Here is an 18,663-nt window from a genome sequence, read left to right on the forward strand (position 1 = left end):
CCGCGCACGCGGGTATCACGCGGACAGAAACGACGGCGAGGACTGATGGCAGCCGAACCCGAAGCAGGCGGCGGAGTGTCGGATGCCGCGGAATCCTGGGGCGACGGCGGGCTGGTCGGTGGACTGGTCGGCGACGGCCGCTACCGGATGACCCACCGGCTCGGCCGCGGCGGCATGGCCGAGGTGTTCGCGGCCGAGGACGTACGGCTCGGACGCACGGTCGCCGTCAAGCTGCTCCGGGCCGACCTGGCCGAGGACCCGGTCTCCAAGGCACGCTTCACGCGTGAGGCCCAGTCGGTGGCCGGCCTCAACCACCACGCGGTGGTGGCGGTGTACGACTCCGGCGAGGACACCGTCAACGGCCAGACCGTGCCGTACATCGTGATGGAACTGGTCGAGGGCCGCACCATCCGCGATCTGCTGGTCAACGCGGAGGCCCCGCCCCCGGAGCAGGCACTGATCATCGTGTCCGGTGTGCTGGAGGCGCTCGCCTACTCGCACCAGCACGGCATCGTGCACCGCGACATCAAGCCCGCGAACGTGATCATCACCCACAGCGGCGCCGTGAAGGTCATGGACTTCGGCATCGCGCGCGCCCTGCACGGCGCGCAGTCGACGATGACCCAGACCGGCATGGTCATGGGCACGCCCCAGTACCTCTCGCCCGAGCAGGCGCTGGGCAAGGCCGTCGACCACCGCAGCGACCTGTACGCGACGGGCTGCCTGCTCTACGAACTCCTCGCGCTGCGGCCCCCGTTCACCGGTGAGACCCCGCTCTCCGTCGTGTACCAGCATGTCCAGGACATCCCGGTGCCGCCCTCCGAGGTCTCGGACGGCGCCCCGCCGGAGCTGGACGGCCTGGTCATGCGGGCGCTCGCGAAGGAGCCCGACGACCGGTTCCAGAGCGCCGAGGAGATGCGCGGGCTGGTCCAGTACGGCATGCAGATGCTCCAGCAGCAGGGCGGCCACACCGGAAGCTGGAACACCGGCCCGGTAGAGGCGCACCCCGGCGGCGGCACCCGCGCGATGGGCATGGCCGCCACGACCGCGATGGGTTATCCGCCGCACGGCGACACCTCGCAGGGTCCGATACTGCCGCCGATGAATCCGGACGACGGCGGGTACGAGGGCGGTCACCAGGGCGGCGGCGGGCGCGGCAGGATGATGTGGCTGTTCGTCGCGCTCGCGCTGGTCGCGATCGTGGCGGGCGCCGCGTACGCGCTGAACGGGATGAGCGGCACGGACAACGAGAAGAGCAAGGACACGCCGGTCGTCTCGCCGAGCGAGTCGTCCCAGAGCTCCGATCCGACGCCGTCCGACGAGGAGTCGTCGCAGGACACGGAGTCCGACGATTCCTCGGGCGGCAATCAGCAGCCCGACTACTCGCCGCGCGAGACGCCGTCGGAGACGCCGAGCGGGGAGACCGAGAAGCCGACCGTCTCGCCGACCAAGCCCAGCCAGTCGTCGGGTTCGACGGGCACCACCGGCGGGTCGAACCAGGGCGGCACGGACGGCAGCACCGGCAGCACCTCGGAGGGCACCACCGACGGTGGTACCGACTCGGGCGGGACCGACCAGGGGGCGAGCACGGGCACCGACACCGGAGGGACCACGGACGGCGCCGCCAACGGCGATCCCGGTACGTCGGTCGCCGGCCAGGAGGGCGGCGCTCCCGGCGGCGGCGGCTGACGCCCGCCCCGCCCCGGGCGGGACGCGTACGGCACGGTCCCGGGTCCCCGCCCGTCATGGCGGGGACCCGGGACCTTTCTGTCGGCCTGTGACCTGTCGGCCCGTGAACTGTCAGGCCGTGATCTGTCGGCCCGTGACCTCACGGCCCGTGAACTGTCAGGCCGTGAACGCCTCGTACACCGCCTCGTACTCGCGCGTCCACCACACCGCGAGGGCCGACACGGCGGCGAACAGCGGGTCGGCCCTCCGGTCGCCCCGCTGATAGCTCCAGCGCAGTATCCAGAAGTCGTTGAGCCGCTCCCACCACACGCGGTGCACGGCGGCGGCCAGTTCCGAGGCGTCCGCGCCGGCCGCCCTCCGGTAGGCCCGCGCGTACGCCCGTACCTTCCCGAGCTCCAGCTCGCCCGTCGGCCGGACGAAGAAGATCGCCGCCGCCCGTACCGCCTCCTCCGCGCGCGGCTGTACGCCGAGCCGGTCCCAGTCGACGATCGCGGCGGGCTCAGCGCCCCGGTAGAGCAGATTCAGCGGGTGGAAGTCGCCGTGCACCCAGCCCGTGGCCGGTTCGGCGCCCGGCGGCGGGCGGCGGTGGGCGTGGCGCTCCAGCAGGACGCGGCGTTCCGTGAGGCGGTGCTCGGCCAGCGCGTCGAAGGCGCTTCTGGGTGTGCGGTCGCGGGCCAGCGTCAGCAGTTCGTCGATGAGCGCGAAGGTCCCGGCCGGGTCCGGGCTGTCGTGTGCCCGGCCCGCCGGGTCCGGCTCCATCACCTGCTCCAGGCAGACGTGCACCAGCCCGAGGAGTCCGCCGAGACGGCGGGAGCCCTTGGCCGTGAGCTGGGCGCCGTCGCGGTGGCGGCCCTCGACCCAGGGGTGCAGGGCGTAGCAGCGGCCACCGATGACGGCGACGGTGTCACCGTCCGTGTTTTCGACGGGTGGTGCGACGGGCACGCCGAGCGCCTGGAGCCGCAGAGTGGCGCGGTGCTGGCGGGCGATGGCCTCGCGGTCGCCGTCGAGATGGTGTTTGAGGAAGTAGGAGCCGCGGGTGGTGGAGAGGCGGTAGCCGCGGTTCAGCAGCCCCTGGGCGACCGGTTCGCACGAGAGGGGCTCGCCGGCGTTGCGGTAGCGGCGCAGCAGCGCCCGGACGGGCGGCGCCGAGGCGGAGGTGGCATGAGGAGCGGAAGCGGCGTGAGTGGCGGAAGAGGTACGAGCGATGGCAGGGGGAGGAGTGACAGGTGGGGCTCGATGTGGTGCGGGTGTGGCTGGTGAGAAGTGAGAAGCGGGGGCGGGCGGGGGAATCAGAGCAGTCGCGGCAGGCGCAGCGAGGTCATATGAGCGCGGCACTTGTCAGATGGTAGATCACGCAGCGTGTCCGCTCCGTCGCTCCCGGGAGTTGTCGAGCATGTGTACGGTTACGAACTGCGGCACAAGCCGCATATAGACCGGATCAAGCGGCTCGTCGTCCACCTGTTGTGGGCCAATACCGAACAGCTCCAGCTCTCCGGGCGTCGGATCGATGATCTCGGCGGTCCCGGTCAGCTGGACCGACCAGAGCTCGGCGTCGGCGCTGCCGAAGTTGTCCGCGCAGTACGCCATCACGCAGCCGCCGGACAGCCGCCGGTATCCCAGGTCCTCGTGCAGTCGGAGCAGGACGCAGCCCTCCGCCACGGCATGGCGGGCCGGTGCGACGAACGGCATCGCGCGGATGCTGGCCGCCACTCGTCCGAAGGGGACTCGGTCGAGCAGTTCCATGGCGCGGTGTTCGTCGGTCAGCATGGATCCCACTGTCCGTTACCGAACCCCTCGTCCAACAGGGGAGGCGGCCCCGAAAACAGAGGACGTTGGTCCCGATTACGACCGGGACTGTCACGGTATGTATACGGGATTCGATTTCGCCGGTCCGTGCCGGCGCGGCTCCCGGGGCCGTTGCGAGCACGCGTGCCCGCGCGGCTCAGTGCTTCTGCGCTCCCAGCCTGGCCACATACGCGGCCGCCTGCGACCGCCGCTCCATCCCGAGCTTGGACAGCAGGCTGGAGACATAATTCTTGATCGTCTTCTCGGCGAGATGCAGCCGCTCGCCAATGGCGCGGTTGGTCATGCCCTCGCCTATCAGATCCAGGATCCGGCGCTCCTGGTCGGTGAGGCCCGCCAGCTTGTCGTCGGCCTTGCGGCCGTTGCCGTCGCGCAGCCGCTCCAGCACCTGAGCCGTCGCCACCGGATCGAGCAGCGACTTGCCCGCCGCCACGTCCCGTACCGCCGCCAGCAGCTCGCTGCCGCGGATCGCCTTGAGCACATATCCGGACGCTCCGGCCATGATCGCGTCGAACAGCGCCTCGTCGTCGGCGTACGAGGTGAGCATCAGGCACTTGATGTTCTCGTCCCGCGCGCGGATCTCCCGGCAGACCTCGACCCCGCTGCCGTCCGGCAGCCGTACGTCCAGCACGGCCACATCGGGGCGTGCCGCCGGGATCCTGGCTGTGGCGTCCTCGGCCGTGCCCGCCTCTCCTACGACTTCTATGTCCTCCTCCACAGACAGAAGTTCGAAGACACCCCGGCGGACGACTTCATGGTCATCAACCAGGAATACGGTAATTTTTCCATCTTCGTACACAGAATTCAGTCTCACACACTCACCCCTTCCCTGTCGCAGATCAGCGGGATAACGTGCCGTTGTTCCGGCGGCCTGCAAGGCTGTGACCAGTGGTTGTTCCCGACTTTGACGATTTACTTGGAAATCCAAGCAAAATTGCAGGTCAAACGGGGTTTCGCAGTAATGCGGCGCACTGGGTAACGTGCCTGTGACAGGGCGCTCGCCGGGGCACCTGTCACGCCTGTCCCTACCGGGTCGCACCCACCCCGTGCGCGCGGCGGTACAGGCGAGCCGCACTGGTTCCCGGCGGATCCCGGGGGCCGGACAGACGGAGGAGCACGCACGTGACCGTGGAGAGCACTGCCGCGCGCAAACCGCGACGCAGCAGCGGCGCCAAGCGCGCCAGCGCGAAGAGGACGCCGCAGCCACAGACTTCCGAGCCCCCGCTCGTACAGTTGCTCAGCCCGGAGGGCGAGCGCGTCGAGCACCCGGACTACGAGATCGACCTGACCCCGGACGAACTGCGTGGGCTGTACCGGGACATGGTCCTGACCCGCCGCTTCGACGCCGAGGCCACCGCGCTCCAGCGGCAGGGCGAACTGGGACTGTGGGCGTCGCTGCTCGGCCAGGAGGCCGCGCAGATCGGCTCCGGCCGCGCGCTGCGCGACGACGACTATGTCTTCCCGACCTACCGGGAGCACGGCGTCGCCTGGTGCCGGGGGGTCGACCCGACCAATCTGCTGGGCATGTTCCGCGGCGTGAACCACGGCGGCTGGGACCCGAACAGCAACAACTTCCATCTCTACACGATCGTCATCGGCTCGCAGACCCTGCACGCCACCGGCTATGCCATGGGTGTCGCCAAGGACGGCGCGGACGCCGCGGTGATCGCGTACTTCGGGGACGGCGCCTCCAGCCAGGGCGATGTCGCCGAATCGTTCACCTTCTCCGCGGTCTACAACGCGCCGGTGGTCTTCTTCTGCCAGAACAACCAGTGGGCGATCTCGGAGCCGACCGAGAAGCAGACCCGCGTGCCGCTCTACCAGCGCGCGCAGGGGTACGGCTTCCCCGGCGTCCGGGTCGACGGCAATGACGTGCTCGCCTGCCTGGCCGTGACCCGCTCCGCGCTGGACCGGGCCCGGCGGGGCGAGGGACCGACCCTGGTCGAGGCGTTCACCTACCGGATGGGCGCCCACACGACCTCGGACGACCCGACGAAGTACCGGGCGAACGAGGAGACGGAGGCGTGGGAGGCCAAGGACCCGATCCTCCGGCTGCGCAGGTATCTGGAGCGGGAGGGCTGGGCCGACGAGGCGTACTTCGCGGCCCTGGAGGAGGAGAGCGAGACGCTCGGCAAGCGTGTGCGCGAGGCGGTGAGGGCCATGCCCGACCCCGACCCGCTGGCCGTCTTCGACAACGTGTACGCCGACGGGCACGCGCTCGTCGACGAGGAGCGCGCGCAGTTCGCCGCCTACCAGGCGTCGTTCGCGGACGTGGAGAGCGGCTCCGCCGAGGAGGGCAAGTAGTCATGGCCGTACAGAAGCTCCCCATCGCCAAGGCGATCAACGAGTCGCTCCGCAAGGCCCTCGACACGGACCCCAAGGTCCTGATCATGGGCGAGGACGTCGGCAAGCTCGGCGGTGTCTTCCGCGTCACGGACGGCCTCCAGAAGGACTTCGGCGAGGACCGCGTCATCGACACGCCGCTCGCCGAGTCCGGCATCGTCGGCACGGCCATCGGTCTGGCGCTGCGCGGTTACCGCCCGGTCGTCGAGATCCAGTTCGACGGGTTCGTCTTCCCCGCGTACGACCAGATCGTCACGCAGCTCGCGAAGATGCACGCCCGCTCGCTCGGCAAGATCAAGCTGCCCGTCGTGATCCGGATCCCGTACGGCGGCGGTATCGGCGCGGTCGAGCACCACAGCGAGTCGCCCGAGGCGCTCTTCGCGCATGTCGCCGGACTGAAGATCGTCTCGCCGTCGACGGCGTCTGACGCGTACTGGATGATGCAGCAGGCCATCCTGAGCGACGACCCGGTGATCTTCTTCGAGCCGAAGCGGCGCTACTGGGACAAGGGCGAGGTCAACGACGAGGCCATCCCTGACCCGCTGCACGCGGCCCGGGTGGTCCGGGGCGGCTCGGACCTCACGCTCGCCGCGTACGGCCCGATGGTGAAGGTCTGCCTGGAGGCCGCCGCCGCGGCGGCCGAGGAGGGCAAGTCGCTGGAGGTCCTCGATCTCCGCTCGATGTCCCCGATCGACTTCGACGCGATCCAGACCTCGGTGGAGAAGACGCGCCGGCTGGTCGTCGTGCACGAGGCGCCGGTCTTCTACGGCTCCGGCGCGGAGATCGCCGCGCGCATCACCGAACGGTGCTTCTACCATCTGGAGGCTCCGGTGCTGCGGGTCGGCGGGTATCACGCGCCGTACCCGCCGGCCAGGCTGGAGGACGAGTACCTCCCGGGCCTGGACCGAGTGCTCGACGCCGTCGACCGCTCGCTCGCGTACTGAGGAGTGCCGTGACCATGACTGCTGACACTTCCACTCGTTACCGGGAATTCCGGATGCCCGACGTGGGCGAGGGACTGACCGAGGCCGAGATCCTCAAGTGGTACGTAAAGCCGGGCGACTCCGTCACCGACGGCCAGGTCGTGTGCGAGGTCGAGACCGCCAAGGCGGCCGTCGAGCTGCCCATCCCGTACGACGGAGTGGTGCACGAGCTGCGCTTCGAGGAGGGCACCACCGTCGACGTCGGCGCGTCCATCATCACGGTGGACGTGGCGCCCGGCACCCCCGGCGAGGCCCCGGCGGCGCCGCCCGCCCCGCCGGCCGCCGCCGAGGCGCCGGCCGAGCCGACGGGCCGTCAGCCCGTCCTCGTCGGATACGGGGTCGCCGAGGCGTCCACCAAGCGCCGCCCGCGCAGAGGCGCCCCGGTGCCGGTACAGGCGCCGGCCTCCGCCGCGATCCAGGCCGAGATGAACGGGCACACGGGCGAGGCTCCACCGGCTCCGGAGATCCCCCGGGTCGGTCAGGCCGAGCCGGTCACGACGTCCCGGCCGCTCGCCAAGCCGCCGGTGCGCAAGCTCGCCAAGGACCTCGGTGTGGACCTGGCGACGATCACGCCGAGCGGCCCCGACGGGATCATCACGCGCGGCGACGTCCACGCGGCGACGGCCCCGGCGGCTGCTCCGGCGCCGGTCGTGCCCGCCGCCACGGCCACCGCCCCCGCCGCCGCACCGGTGGCGGTCCCGGCCGGCGGCCGGGAGACCCGTGTCCCGGTCAAGGGCGTACGGAAGGCCACGGCCGCCGCCATGGTGGGCAGCGCCTTCACCGCGCCGCACGTCACGGAGTTCGTCACCGTCGATGTGACGCGCACGATGAAGCTCGTCGAGGAACTCAAGGCTGACAAGGACATGGCGGGGCTGCGGGTCAATCCGCTGCTGCTGATCGCCAAGGCGCTGCTGGTCGCGATCAGACGCAACCCGGAGATCAACGCCACCTGGGACGAGGCCAACCAGGAGATCGTGCTCAAGCACTATGTGAATCTGGGCATCGCCGCCGCGACCCCGCGCGGCCTGATCGTCCCGAACATCAAGGACGCGCACGACAAGACCCTGCCCCAACTGGCCGAAGCGCTGGGCGAACTGGTGTCCACGGCCCGCGAGGGCAGGACGACACCGGCGGCCATGCAGGGCGGCACGGTGACCATCACCAATGTCGGCGTCTTCGGCGTGGACACCGGCACGCCGATCCTCAACCCGGGCGAGTCCGCGATTCTGGCGGTCGGCGCGATCAAGCTCCAGCCGTGGGTCCACAAGGGCAAGGTGAAGCCCCGCCAGGTGACCACCCTGGCGCTCTCCTTCGACCACCGCCTGGTCGACGGCGCGCTCGGCTCCATGGTCCTTGCGGACATCGCCGCCGTCCTGGAACAGCCGAAGCGGCTGATCACCTGGGGCTGACGGCGCTCGGGCCCCGTCCCACCACGAGCCCCGCGACGGCCGCCGCCGTCGCGGGGTTTTCTCTGTCCCGGCACACGCCGGGGCATTCGGCCTTCCGGCGGTGCCGGTAGTCCTTCCGTGCACACGGTGTAGGAAATTGGGCAATTTCTGGGCCCCGCAATGGGCAGCGGAGTCATTGTCTGATCTGATGACGGCAGGGATCGAAGGCCGGGCCGGGACATCGGTGCCAACGTGTCAGCGGTTCGGCCCGAGCGGCGAATTGGCCTGCCCGGCGACCTCGGCTCATCGGTGCGTCAGCGCAGGAACCGCGGCCGTGCCCGCTCCGTCCTAACGGCCGGCGAAGCGCTTTCGCGTCCGCGCGAAACGATTACGGAACGCTTCGCCGACGTTACTTTAAGCAGCGTTGTATTGAAGGGAACATCTTGCACAAGCGAAATGGAAAGCGCTGGCTTTCAGCGGCCGCCCTCGGCACCACACTGGCCGCGGGCGCTTTCGCTTTCCTGCCGACCGTCGCCCAGGCGCAGGACGAGGACAGTGCGGGGCAGTCGACCACACAGGCCGACTTCGCCGCCGCCGCCGCGGAGTTCAAGGTCCCGCTGTCCGTCCTGCTCGGCGTGGCCCACGAGGAGTCCGGCTGGCAGCAGCACTCCGGCTACAGCAACACCGGTGGCTGGGGTCTGATGAACCTCACCGAGGTGACGCCGGAGATGGCGGCCGAGGGCCCCGCGGGCGCCGCCGGCCGCTCCGACCTCGCCTCGTTCACCAACCATCCCGAACTGCACACCCTGCGGACCGCCTCGAAGCTGACCGGCATCCCGGCCGAGCGGCTCCAGAACAACCGGCGGGACAACATCCGCGGCGGCGCCGCACTGCTCGCCTCGTACCAGAAGAAGCTCACCGGCGGCACCTCCGAGGACCCCTCGCAGTGGACCGCGGCGATCGCCGCTTACGGGAAGCTCTCGGACAAGAAGGCCGCCGCGTCGTACGTCGACGACGTGTTCGCCACCATCAAGTCCGGCGCGCGGCGGAAGACCGCGGACGGCGTCACGATGAAGGCCGACCCGTCCGCGAAGCCGGTCGCAGGCCAGCTCGCCAAGCTCAAGCTGAAGGACGCCTCCTCACCGGCGGCCGAGTGCCCCCGCTCGATGAACTGCCAGTTCGTCCCGGCGGCGCCGTCCAACGGCCAGGTGTCCAACCGGCCCGACAACGGCATCAAGATCACTCAGATCATCATCCACACGACTGAGGGTTCCTACGACGCCGCGATCCAGACCTTCCAGACGCCGGGCGGCAGCTCGTCGCAGTATGTGATGCGTTCCTCGGACGGCGCCGTCACCCAGATGGTGCCCAACAAGGACATCGCGTTCGGTGACGGCAATTACGACAGCAACCTCCACTCGATCCAGATCGAGCACGAGGGCTTCTCGGCGCACGGCGCGGACTGGTACACGACGGCGGCCTACCGTCAGACGGCCAAGCTCGTGACCTATCTGGCCGACCGTTACGACATCCCGCTGGACCGTCAGCACATCCTCGGCCACGACAATGTGCCCGGTCCTTCCACCAGCAGTCTCGCGGGCATGCACTGGGATCCGGGCAACGGCTGGGACTGGACCCGCTTCATGCGCATGATCGGCGCGCCGATCGACAACGGCACCCGCGGTGTCGGCGCCGTCGGAACCGCCGTCACCATCGCTCCCGGCTACAACCGGAACCTCCAGACCTACACGGTCTGCCCCGGGGACGACCCGACCGGTGCCACCACCGCCTGCACGCAGGTCACCGAGCCGTCCAGCGCCCTGTTCGTGCGCAGCGCGCCGAGCGCCGACGCCCCGCTCATCCTCGACCCGGTCGTCCACCCGGACCCGGCCGCCACGGGCGGCACCGACCGCGTCAACGACTGGAGCGTCACCGTCCAGGCCGGACAGCGTTTTGTCGTCGCCGAGGTCCAGGGTGACTGGACCGCGATCTGGTACGACGGCCAGAAGGGCTGGATCCACAACCCCAAGGGCAAGAACACCGTTCTCGCCCCGGGCGCGCGGATCATCAAGGCGGCCGGCACCACCGCCGCGCCGGTGTACGGCACGGCCTACCCGGACGTCGCCGAGTACCCGGCCGGACTGTCCCCGTCGACGCAGAAGCCGCTCGCCGCGGCGAACTACGCGATCCCCGTCGGCCAGGCGTATGTCGCCGACCAGCCGCCGCTCGCCAGCGCCGACTTCTTCCCGTCCAGCGGAGCGGTCGTCATCGGGGCGAAGCTCTACTACACGATCCAGTTCAACCACCGGTATGTCCTGGTGAACTCCGGCGACGTCACCGCCACCACCTCCCGGAGGTAGTGACTCCCGAGCCGGTGGTGTCCGTCCCGCCAGGACGGACACCACCGGTACGAGGCGCCCGGGGCCGACGCGGCCCCGGGCGCCTTTCCGCGTTCCCGGCGCCCTTTGCCGCCTGCGATGTGCTCCGCCCGCACGGCCGGGGCCCGGAGCGGCCGGCCTCACAGGACCTCCGCGGGACCGGGCAGACCGATCTCGGCGAAGACGGTCTTGCCGACGGTACGGGGCTCGACGCCCCAGCGGTCCGAGAGCTGAGCGACGATCAGCAGACCGCGCCCGAACTTCTCGTCGTCGGCGGCGGTCCGCAGCGTCGGCAGCCGCTCACCACGGGCGTCGGTGACCTCGATCCGCAGGGCGCGGCGGGTGAGCACGATCCGTACCCGGAAGAGCCGGTCGCGAAGACCGCCGTGCAGCAGCGCGTTGGTGGCGAGTTCGCTGACGACCAGAGCGGTGTCACCGGCCAGCTCCGGATGCCCCCATTCGCCGACGAGCCGCGCGGCCCGCCGCCGGACGAGGCTGACGCTGCGCGCGGTGGGCGTGTAGCTCAGGCAGTCCTCCTGAAGGACGGGCTCGGACGCGGGCACTTCGTGGGCTGCGGTCATGGACACGCATCTCCTTGTGCGTTCGGGATCTGCCCGTACATGTGCGCGTGGCCCTGGCAGTGGCAATGCCGCGTCCGGCCGTGCGCGGTGGCATGGCGGGGCGGTGCACTTCCGCCGGTCGGCGCCGCTGTGCGAGCGGTTGGGCACTGAACGTAGCGGCCTCGCGGCGTTGCGCACAATAATCCTCAGGATATTTATCCCCGCAAGGGTGATTGTGTGTTGTCGAGAGGCGGTTGCAGACTGTGTCTGACACGAGGAGTGATGAGCCGTGACACAAGGGCGGGCGAACGCGGGAAACCGTGTATCGACAGTGCTGGCGCGCCAGTTGGGCGGGCAACTGCTGTCCTTCAGGGAGGCCGCCGGCCTGAATCAGTCGAGCGCGGCGGAGGTGCTCAGCTCGCAGACGGCCAAGGTCGCCAAGATGGAGCGAGGTTGGGTGCCGTTCCGCGATCCCGACATCATCGCGCTCTGCAAGCTGTACGGGGTTGAGGACGAACGTGTTGTGGCGGGCCTTCTCCGCCTTGCCAAGCTGGACCGCGAGCGCCGCAGGGCGAAGGGCTGGTGGGGCGCCCTCGACCCCGGCAACTTGCGTGAGTACATCGCCATGGAGGACGCGGCCCTCAAGGTGCGTGAGTGGCAGCTTTCGCTCATTCCGGGGCTGTTCCAGACCGCTGATTACACCCGAGCCATGGCGGTGCCCGACATCTCGGTAGACAAGATCGGCCAGATCGAGCAGGTCGTGGATGTACGTCTCCGACGTCAGGCGCGCCTCTACGACGACCCTCCGCTCCAGGTCCACGCGGTGATCTGGGAAGCGGCGCTCCGTCAACTGATCGGCGGCCCAAAGGTGATGCGGCAACAGCTCGCACACCTCAATGAGTTGGCCCGGCTACCTAACATCCTTATCCAGGTGCTGCCTTTTCGGGCAGGCGGCTACCCTGGCGTGGGAGGTTGCTTTAACGTCCTCTCGTTCGCCGAAGAAGGTGCGCTGGACGTGGTGCACATGGACGGTCTCCGCTCCACAACCTGGGTCGAAGGCCTGGAGGAAAGCGCCGATTACGTACACCTCTTCGCCCGCTTGTGCGGTGTCAGCCTCTCGCCCTACGACTCCGCGCAGCTCATCAACAGCCTCGGCAAGGAATTGAGTGAGTGATGTTCCGCTTCAAAAAGTCTAGTTACAGCAACCAGACCGGGGCGTGCGTCGAGGTAGCCCTCAACGTTCCCGGCACCGTCGCCGTGCGTGATTCCAAGGATGTCTCCGGTCCGGTCCTGCGTGTGGCTCCGGCCGCCTGGGATGCTTTCCGGTCCGGCCTGCGTCGTCCGTGAGCCCGTTACGGGGCGCGGTCACCGCCCGTTGTCCGCGCCCCGTACCGGCTCGTGCCATCGTGCTACTTCGTGGCGACACCGTGGACCCAGCCCCCGCCACTTCGGACTGACGAACTCCGGGAGCACACCATCCTCGAAGTAGCCTTACTCCTCGCGGTAATCGCCGTCGTCCTGCTCATGGCCAAGGTGATGCGCCGCCCCGCCGTGGAGCGGCCGGCCGCCGTCCGGATGCCCGCTCGTATGTCCTGGGCCAAGTGGGCCGGTGGAATCGCGTTCTGCCTCTGTGTGGCCGCGATCGCCTTTGTCGTGGGGGCCATGAGCGGATTCGACACCCGGCCGACCCGGCCCTGTGTGACCGAGCGCACCGGGGACATGAGCCCGCAGGCGTACCGGGCCCCTGAGAACGACGGCATCGTCATCACCTGGCGGGCCTTTCCCCCGTCGACCCTCTGCACCTGGCCGGACGGTACGGAGGTCGAGCTCGTCCCGCGCTGGATCAACGCGCTGCTGTTCGCCTCGCTGGGCGGTGCCGTCGTACTGACCGGCGGCGCCGTCGCCACCGCCTGGCGGGCCCGCAGGCAGTAGTGAGATCACATGCGCTCCCCATTGATCACTCCGGGTGACAATCTCGGCTCCTCGCGCGGCTCTTCGTCTTGATCACGTCGGCGTTGTCGGGGACCTGTTGGTGTTGTGTCACCAGGCCGTAACCGGCTGAGAAGGCCGGACGGCGGGCTCGTACTGGGTGGTGATGGCTCCGGATGTGCCGGAGTTCACGACCAGAGGAGTTACGGAATGTTCCGGAAGCGCATGGGAATGATCGCCGCGGCCGCCGCCACGGGCGCGATGCTGCTGACCGCCTGCGGCGGCAACGACGGCGGTACCGACAACGGTGCGGCCGGCGAGTCCTCTTCGGCCGCCGCCGCTCCCGCCGCCAATGCGGCCGGCGCCGGCGATCTGGCCTTTCTGAGCGGCTCCGCGAAGAAGAACAACGCGCCGGCGAACACGGGAGACTGGGCGAACCAGCCCGGCAAGCCCGCGGTCTCGCCGGTCGCGAAGAAGTGGGTGCAGCTCTCGGCCGCCAAGGCCGGAAACCTGGACCCGGTGGTCGTCAACGGCGCCGGATTCACTCTCTACCGGTTCGACAAGGACACGGCGAACCCGTCGAAGTCGAACTGCAACGACGCCTGCGCCGTCACCTGGCCGCCGGTGGTCGTGGACCCGCGCGGCAAGATCTTCATCGACGGCGTCAAGAAGTCCGACGTCGGTGTGGTCAGGCGCGATGACGGCACCCTTCAGGTGACGCTCGGCGGCTGGCCGGTCTACCGCTTCAGCAAGGACCTCAAGCCCGGCGACACCAATGGCCAGGGCGTGGGCGGCACGTGGTTCGGTGTCACCCCCGACGGCCAGAAGGCCGGCGGCCCGGCGGTCGGTGGCGGCCAGGCGGCCGACGGCGGTCAGACCGGGGGCGGCGCGAACACGGCGCCCGCCACCAGCGCCGTCCTCTTCGACGACAAGAACTTCGCGGACAACGGCTCGCAGGGCCTGTCCGGCCAGGGCTGCCAGAACGTCGCACGCGACAACATAGCCTCCTCCATCCAGGCCGGCGGTTCGCTGAAGATCTGGTCCGAGGCGAACTGCACCGGCCAGTCGAAGATCATCAACGGTGATGTCGCCGACCTGTCCACGATCGGCTTCGACAACACCGTCTCCTCCGTCTTCTTCGGATAACGGTCTCCGCCTCCGCTCCCGGAGGCGGTGCGACCGGGAGGGCCCGTCGTCGGTGGGGTCGACGGGCCGTCACCCGTTCGGGCGCCAGGCGTATTCGCCTGGCGCCCGAGGCGTTGGCCCGTGCCGCCGGGGCCACCGGGCCGCCTTCGCCGTCCGTATCCCGGACGGCGACCCTGTTGCACCTCTGTTGTATCTAAGCTGTGCTCATGCCGTCCGCTCCCGCCGCCCCGATGAAGCAACCGCCCGCCGCCGATCGTGTCTACAGCCACATCAAGGAAGCCGTGCTCGACCGCCGCTACGAGGGCGGCACGCTGCTCACCGAGGGAGAGCTGGCCGAGGCCGTCGGAGTGTCGCGGACACCCGTACGGGAAGCGCTGCTCAAGCTGGAGGTCGAGGGGCTGATCAAGCTCTATCCCAAGAAGGGCGCGCTGGTGCTCGCGGTGTCCGCGCAGGAGATCGCGGATGTCGTCGAGACCCGGCTGCTGGTCGAGGACTTCGCCGTGCGCAAGGCCGTACCGGCGTCGCCGCGCCTGATCACCCGGCTGGAGGCGCTGCTGGCGGAGCACCGGCTCAGGGCCGGGGAAGGCGATCTCGCGGGTGCGTCGATGGCCGACCGTTCCTTCCACGCCGAGATCGTGCGCAACGCCGGAAACCAGATCCTCTCCAAGCTGTACGACCAGCTCAGGGACCGGCAACTCCGCATGGGCGTCGCCGTGATGGAGGCGCATCCGGACCGGATCGCGAAGAACATCATCGAGCACGCCGAACTGCTCGAAGCCCTCAGAACGGGCGACGCGGACGGCGCGGCCCTGTGTGTGCGACGTCACGTCAGCCGCGTCAAGGTCCTGATCAGGGGTGAGGCCCGGTGACCGCCGCCTCCGTCGCCCTGCCCGGCGACCCACCCGGCGGCCGTCGCGCCACCTGGGTCTGGGGCATCGGCGTCGCCGTCTACTTCGTCGCCGTCATCTTCCGCACGAGCCTGGGCGTCGCGGGCCTCGACGCGGCCGAGCGCTTCGACGTCAACGCCTCGGCCCTGTCGACCTTCTCCATACTCCAGTTGCTCGTGTACGCGGGCATGCAGATACCCGTGGGGCTGCTGGTCGACCGGTTCGGCACCAAGAAGGTGCTCACCTTCGGAGTGGTGCTGTTCACCGTCGGACAGCTCGGCTTCGCCTTCTCCCCCTCGTACGGCACCGCTCTCGCCTCCCGCGCGCTGCTCGGCTGCGGTGACGCGATGACCTTCATCAGCGTGCTGCGGCTCGGCACCCGCTGGTTCCCGGCCCGGCGCGGGCCGATGATCGCGCAGATCGCCGCGCTGTTCGGAATGGCGGGCAATCTCGTCTCCACCATCTTCATCTCCCGCACCCTGCACGGCCTCGGCTGGACCACGACCTTCGCCGGCAGTGCCATGGCCGGTGTCCTGGTCCTCGTGCTGATGCTGCTCTTCCTGAAGGACCATCCGGAAGGCCATGAGCCGCCGCCCGCCGAACACGCCGGCGCCGCCTATGTCCGCAAGCAGATCGCCGAGTCCTGGCGCGAACCGGGCACCAGGCTCGGGCTGTGGGTGCACTTCACCACGCAGTTCCCGGCGATGTTCTTCCTGCTGCTGTGGGGGCTGCCGTACCTGGTCGAGGCGCAGGGCCTGTCCCGGGCCACCGCCGGTGAACTGCTCACGCTGGTCGTCCTGTCCAACATGGCCGTCGGGCTGGTGTACGGACAGGTCATCGCGCGCCACCACGCGGCCAGGGCGCCACTGGCCCTCGGCACGGTCGGAGCGACGGCGCTGCTCTGGGCCGCGACACTCGCCTATCCCGCCGACCACGCCCCGATGTGGCTGCTGATCACGCTCTGCGCGGTCCTCGGCGCCTGCGGACCCGCGTCGATGATCGGCTTCGACTTCGCCAGGCCCGCGAACCCGCCGGAGCGTCAGGGCACGGCCTCCGGCATCGTCAACATGGGCGGTTTTGTCGCCTCGATGACCACACTGCTGGCGGTGGGAGTGCTGCTGGACGCGACCGGCGACAGCTATCGGACGGCGTTCTCGTCCGTCTTCGTCCTCCAGGCGCTCGGCGTGGTGCAGATCCTGCGGCTCCGCGCGCGGACGGCACGGCGGGAGCGGGAGCGGCTGGTGGCGAGCCGGGTGGAGGCCGTGCACGTACCGGCATGACCCGCCGGGCGGACGCGCGCCCACCACCGATGTCCGAGGGAACGCCTGCCGCGCATGTCCGACAGAAAACGCACACGCTTCGCTCTTCCCCGCGGACACCGGAGTTGCCATGATCCAGACATGGCGGACGGGGGGGAAGCCGGTGTACGAAACGCGGTTCGGCTGGGACCGGAAAACGCTGGTGCCGCACCTGCCGGCCGATGTCGTGCTGGTCTCACGGCCGGTGAGCGGCCGGCGTCTCGACAAGGACCGACTGACCGCCGCCGTCGCCCACGTCGCGCCGGCGGTCCCGGTGGTGGACGCCGGGTAGGGCCCCTGAGGCCCCACCGGCGATGATCGCTCCCGGCCGGCCCGCCCCGCCGGGAGCGACCTCACCTCACCGCTGCCGCCACCGCCGCGCCGTACGCCCCGCGCGGGTCAGTCCGTCACCGCGAACTCGCGCAGGATCGCCGTCGCCAGCTCCTGATCGCCGTCAATCTTGATCTGGTCGGCGACAGCCGCCGCCCGCACCCGGCCGCAGGCCAGCCGGAAGTACGTCTCCCAGTCCATCGCCAGCGTCACCAGGGGACCGAGCGAGGGGGAGCCGTCGATCGAGCCGCGTCCGTCCGCGTTCACCCGGACCGTACGGAGGAATTCGACCGGGCCGTGTACATCGATGACCACCGCCGAGTTCGGCGGCGCGCCCGCGTCCTTGGCGACGACCTTCGGCAGGGCGGCCAGCAGGTGGTCACGGGCGATGTAGGCACCGGGCGAGTCGAGGTTGCCGGGCTTGTTCAGCGTCGTCCGCAGATCCTGCTCATGCACCCAGACGTCGAACGCGCGCAGTCGCATGGCCGTTTCGAGGGTCTGCTCCTTACCGAGAGGAGCACGGACCATGGTGTCGGGAGAGCGGTTCTCGTTCCGGAGCTGCCGGTTGCGGCGGATGATCGTGTACTCCAGCTCGGAGGTCATCTCCGGCGCGGTGTGATGCCGCCGCACATCGACCTGCATCTCCATGTAGCGAGCCATCTCGCTCTGCACGTGGAAGATGTCACGCGGCAGCGAATGGATCGGCCGCGGGTCCCCGAGCATCTCGGACTCCATGCCGATGACATGCGAGACGATGTCCCGGACGGACCAGCCCGGGCACGGCGTGCGCCAACTCCACTCACCTTCGACGAGCGGCTGCACCAGCTCGGCTATGGCCTCGATGGAGTCGGTCCAGGCATCGGCGTAGTTTTGAAGGCTGGGATGGACGGTCACGGGACCCCTCGGCGGTTCTGCGGTACGCGGGCTGGCTTGCTGGCTGGCTGCGGGCTGCGTGGGAGGTTTGGCAGCTAAGTTACGCTGCCCGGTGGCACCCCGGCAGTGCTTTCGTGTGACGATCGTAGGCCCGTGTTGACGGCTTGAATGCCAGGACGGTGGTACTGTGCGCGCCTCGCTCCTCCAGATCGCAGTAGACCCGGACGAATCAGTCGACTCCCGGAGACAACGAGTCGCGGCGCTGGTGAGGCAGCAGCGGGGCGCCGGTCTGGTGGTGCTCCCGGAGCTGTGGCCGATGGGAGCCTTCGCCTACGAGTCCTTCGCCGACGAGGCGGAGCCGCTCGACGGGCCGACCTTCGAAGCCATGTCCGAGGCGGCGCGCGATGCCGGGGTCTGGCTGCACGCGGGGTCCGTCGTGGAACGGGCCGCGTCCGGATCCGGCACTCTCTACAACACCTCGCTGGTCATCTCCCCGGCCGGTGAGCTGGTCCGCGCCTACCGCAAGATCCATCGCTTCGGCTTCGACAAGGGCGAGGCGACGCTGATGGGCGCGGGCGACGAACTCGTCACCGTCACGCTGCCTGAGACCACGATCGGCCTCGCCACCTGCTACGACCTTCGCTTTCCCGAGCTGTTCCGAGGGCTGATCGACGCGGGCGCGGAGCTGCTCGTCGTCCCGGCCGGCTGGCCGGCCCGCCGCCGCGCGCACTGGACCCTGCTCACCCGGGCCCGCGCCGTGGAGAACCAGGCGTACGTGCTGGCCTGCGCCACCGCCGGCAGCCACGCCGGAGTGGAGCAGTCGGGCCACAGCCTTGTCGTGGACCCGTGGGGCGAGGTGCTCGCCGAGGCGGGGACGGGCGAGGAGGTCCTCACCGTGGAGATCGACCCGGCGAAGGTCGCGATCACCCGCGAGCAGTTCCCGGTACTGAAGGACCGCCTGCTGGGCCTGGAACCGCCGCGCCGCTGAGCCGGCGCCGCGCTCCCGAACCCGGGGGCCCCGGCCGGTCCCGGTCGGCCGGGGTGGATTCCGTGGTG

18 protein-coding genes are annotated in these 18,663 nt (G+C 69.8%); 13 read left to right on the top strand and 5 right to left on the bottom strand.

Going from position 1 to position 18,663, the window contains the following annotated elements:
• Positions 1–45 precede the first annotated feature (45 nt).
• Complete coding sequence (locus ABZ707_RS12515; protein ID WP_360172084.1) at positions 46–1,689, top strand: protein kinase; 1,644 nt, start codon at positions 46–48, stop codon at positions 1,687–1,689.
• A 156-nt stretch (positions 1,690–1,845) separates the two neighbouring features.
• Here ABZ707_RS12515 and ABZ707_RS12520 read toward each other — a convergent pair whose 3' ends face one another.
• From ABZ707_RS12520 to ABZ707_RS12530, 3 genes are all read right to left on the bottom strand, one after another.
• The gene (locus ABZ707_RS12520; protein WP_360172586.1) at positions 1,846–2,817 is read right to left on the bottom strand and encodes a phosphotransferase; all 972 of its coding nucleotides are present in this window, start codon (positions 2,815–2,817) and stop codon (positions 1,846–1,848) included.
• 222 nt (positions 2,818–3,039) lie between these two features.
• On the bottom strand, positions 3,040–3,456 hold the full coding sequence (locus ABZ707_RS12525) for a pyridoxamine 5'-phosphate oxidase family protein (RefSeq protein WP_360172087.1): 417 nt from the start codon (positions 3,454–3,456) through the stop codon (positions 3,040–3,042).
• Between the two features lie 175 nt (positions 3,457–3,631).
• A complete protein-coding gene (locus ABZ707_RS12530) occupies positions 3,632–4,291 on the bottom strand; it encodes a response regulator transcription factor (protein WP_360172089.1) in 660 nt (219 codons plus the stop codon).
• A gap of 323 nt (positions 4,292–4,614) precedes the next feature.
• Between ABZ707_RS12530 and pdhA the strand changes: the two genes are divergently transcribed.
• The 4 genes from pdhA to ABZ707_RS12550 all read left to right on the top strand — a co-directional run bounded on the left by pdhA (position 4,615) and on the right by ABZ707_RS12550 (position 10,566).
• Positions 4,615–5,796, top strand: a complete 1,182-nt coding sequence (gene pdhA, locus ABZ707_RS12535) for a pyruvate dehydrogenase (acetyl-transferring) E1 component subunit alpha (RefSeq protein WP_360172091.1) — start codon at positions 4,615–4,617, stop codon at positions 5,794–5,796.
• Positions 5,797–5,798: 2 nt separating this feature from the next.
• Positions 5,799–6,779 carry an alpha-ketoacid dehydrogenase subunit beta gene (locus ABZ707_RS12540; RefSeq protein ID WP_360172093.1) on the top strand — a complete coding sequence of 327 codons (981 nt, stop codon included), beginning with the start codon at positions 5,799–5,801 and terminating at the stop codon, positions 6,777–6,779.
• A 14-nt stretch (positions 6,780–6,793) separates the two neighbouring features.
• Complete coding sequence (locus tag ABZ707_RS12545; protein ID WP_360172095.1) at positions 6,794–8,227, top strand: dihydrolipoamide acetyltransferase family protein; 1,434 nt, start codon at positions 6,794–6,796, stop codon at positions 8,225–8,227.
• A gap of 422 nt (positions 8,228–8,649) precedes the next feature.
• Positions 8,650–10,566 (top strand): N-acetylmuramoyl-L-alanine amidase, encoded by a 1,917-nt coding sequence (locus tag ABZ707_RS12550; RefSeq protein ID WP_360172097.1) that lies wholly within the window; start codon positions 8,650–8,652, stop codon positions 10,564–10,566.
• Positions 10,567–10,724: 158 nt separating this feature from the next.
• Here the strand turns inward: ABZ707_RS12550 and ABZ707_RS12555 are convergent, their stop codons facing one another.
• Positions 10,725–11,165 (bottom strand): ATP-binding protein, encoded by a 441-nt coding sequence (locus ABZ707_RS12555; protein WP_360172099.1) that lies wholly within the window; start codon positions 11,163–11,165, stop codon positions 10,725–10,727.
• 268 nt (positions 11,166–11,433) lie between these two features.
• Here ABZ707_RS12555 and ABZ707_RS12560 point away from each other — a divergent pair, with 268 nt between their 5' ends.
• From ABZ707_RS12560 to ABZ707_RS12590, 7 genes are all read left to right on the top strand, one after another.
• Positions 11,434–12,318, top strand: coding sequence for a helix-turn-helix transcriptional regulator (locus tag ABZ707_RS12560; protein WP_360172102.1), 885 nt, complete (start codon positions 11,434–11,436; stop codon positions 12,316–12,318).
• Positions 12,318–12,491, top strand: coding sequence for a DUF397 domain-containing protein (locus ABZ707_RS12565; RefSeq protein WP_360172104.1), 174 nt, complete (start codon positions 12,318–12,320; stop codon positions 12,489–12,491). Before ABZ707_RS12560 ends, ABZ707_RS12565 begins: the two co-directional genes overlap by 1 nt.
• A 69-nt stretch (positions 12,492–12,560) precedes the next feature.
• Entirely contained in the window at positions 12,561–13,076 is a 516-nt protein-coding gene (locus ABZ707_RS12570) for a hypothetical protein (protein WP_360172107.1), read from the top strand.
• Positions 13,077–13,283: 207 nt separating this feature from the next.
• On the top strand, positions 13,284–14,219 hold the full coding sequence (locus ABZ707_RS12575; RefSeq protein ID WP_360172110.1) for a hypothetical protein: 936 nt from the start codon (positions 13,284–13,286) through the stop codon (positions 14,217–14,219).
• 206 nt (positions 14,220–14,425) lie between these two features.
• Complete coding sequence (locus ABZ707_RS12580) at positions 14,426–15,088, top strand: GntR family transcriptional regulator (protein ID WP_360172113.1); 663 nt, start codon at positions 14,426–14,428, stop codon at positions 15,086–15,088.
• Positions 15,085–16,386 (top strand): MFS transporter, encoded by a 1,302-nt coding sequence (locus ABZ707_RS12585; RefSeq protein ID WP_360172116.1) that lies wholly within the window; start codon positions 15,085–15,087, stop codon positions 16,384–16,386. The genes ABZ707_RS12580 and ABZ707_RS12585 overlap by 4 nt, the downstream gene beginning before the upstream one ends.
• 109 nt (positions 16,387–16,495) lie before the next feature.
• Complete coding sequence (locus ABZ707_RS12590; RefSeq protein WP_360172119.1) at positions 16,496–16,696, top strand: hypothetical protein; 201 nt, start codon at positions 16,496–16,498, stop codon at positions 16,694–16,696.
• Between the two features lie 107 nt (positions 16,697–16,803).
• On the opposite strand, the gene ABZ707_RS12595 is transcribed toward ABZ707_RS12590, so the two are convergent.
• Positions 16,804–17,628, bottom strand: coding sequence for a maleylpyruvate isomerase family mycothiol-dependent enzyme (locus ABZ707_RS12595; RefSeq protein ID WP_360172121.1), 825 nt, complete (start codon positions 17,626–17,628; stop codon positions 16,804–16,806).
• 166 nt (positions 17,629–17,794) lie between these two features.
• Between ABZ707_RS12595 and ABZ707_RS12600 the strand changes: the two genes are divergently transcribed.
• On the top strand, positions 17,795–18,595 hold the full coding sequence (locus ABZ707_RS12600) for a carbon-nitrogen family hydrolase (protein ID WP_360172123.1): 801 nt from the start codon (positions 17,795–17,797) through the stop codon (positions 18,593–18,595).
• Positions 18,596–18,663: the final 68 nt, after the last annotated feature.

The sequence above is a fragment of the Streptomyces sp. NPDC006923 genome (assembly GCF_040635655.1).
GTDB lineage: Bacteria > Actinomycetota > Actinomycetes > Streptomycetales > Streptomycetaceae > Streptomyces.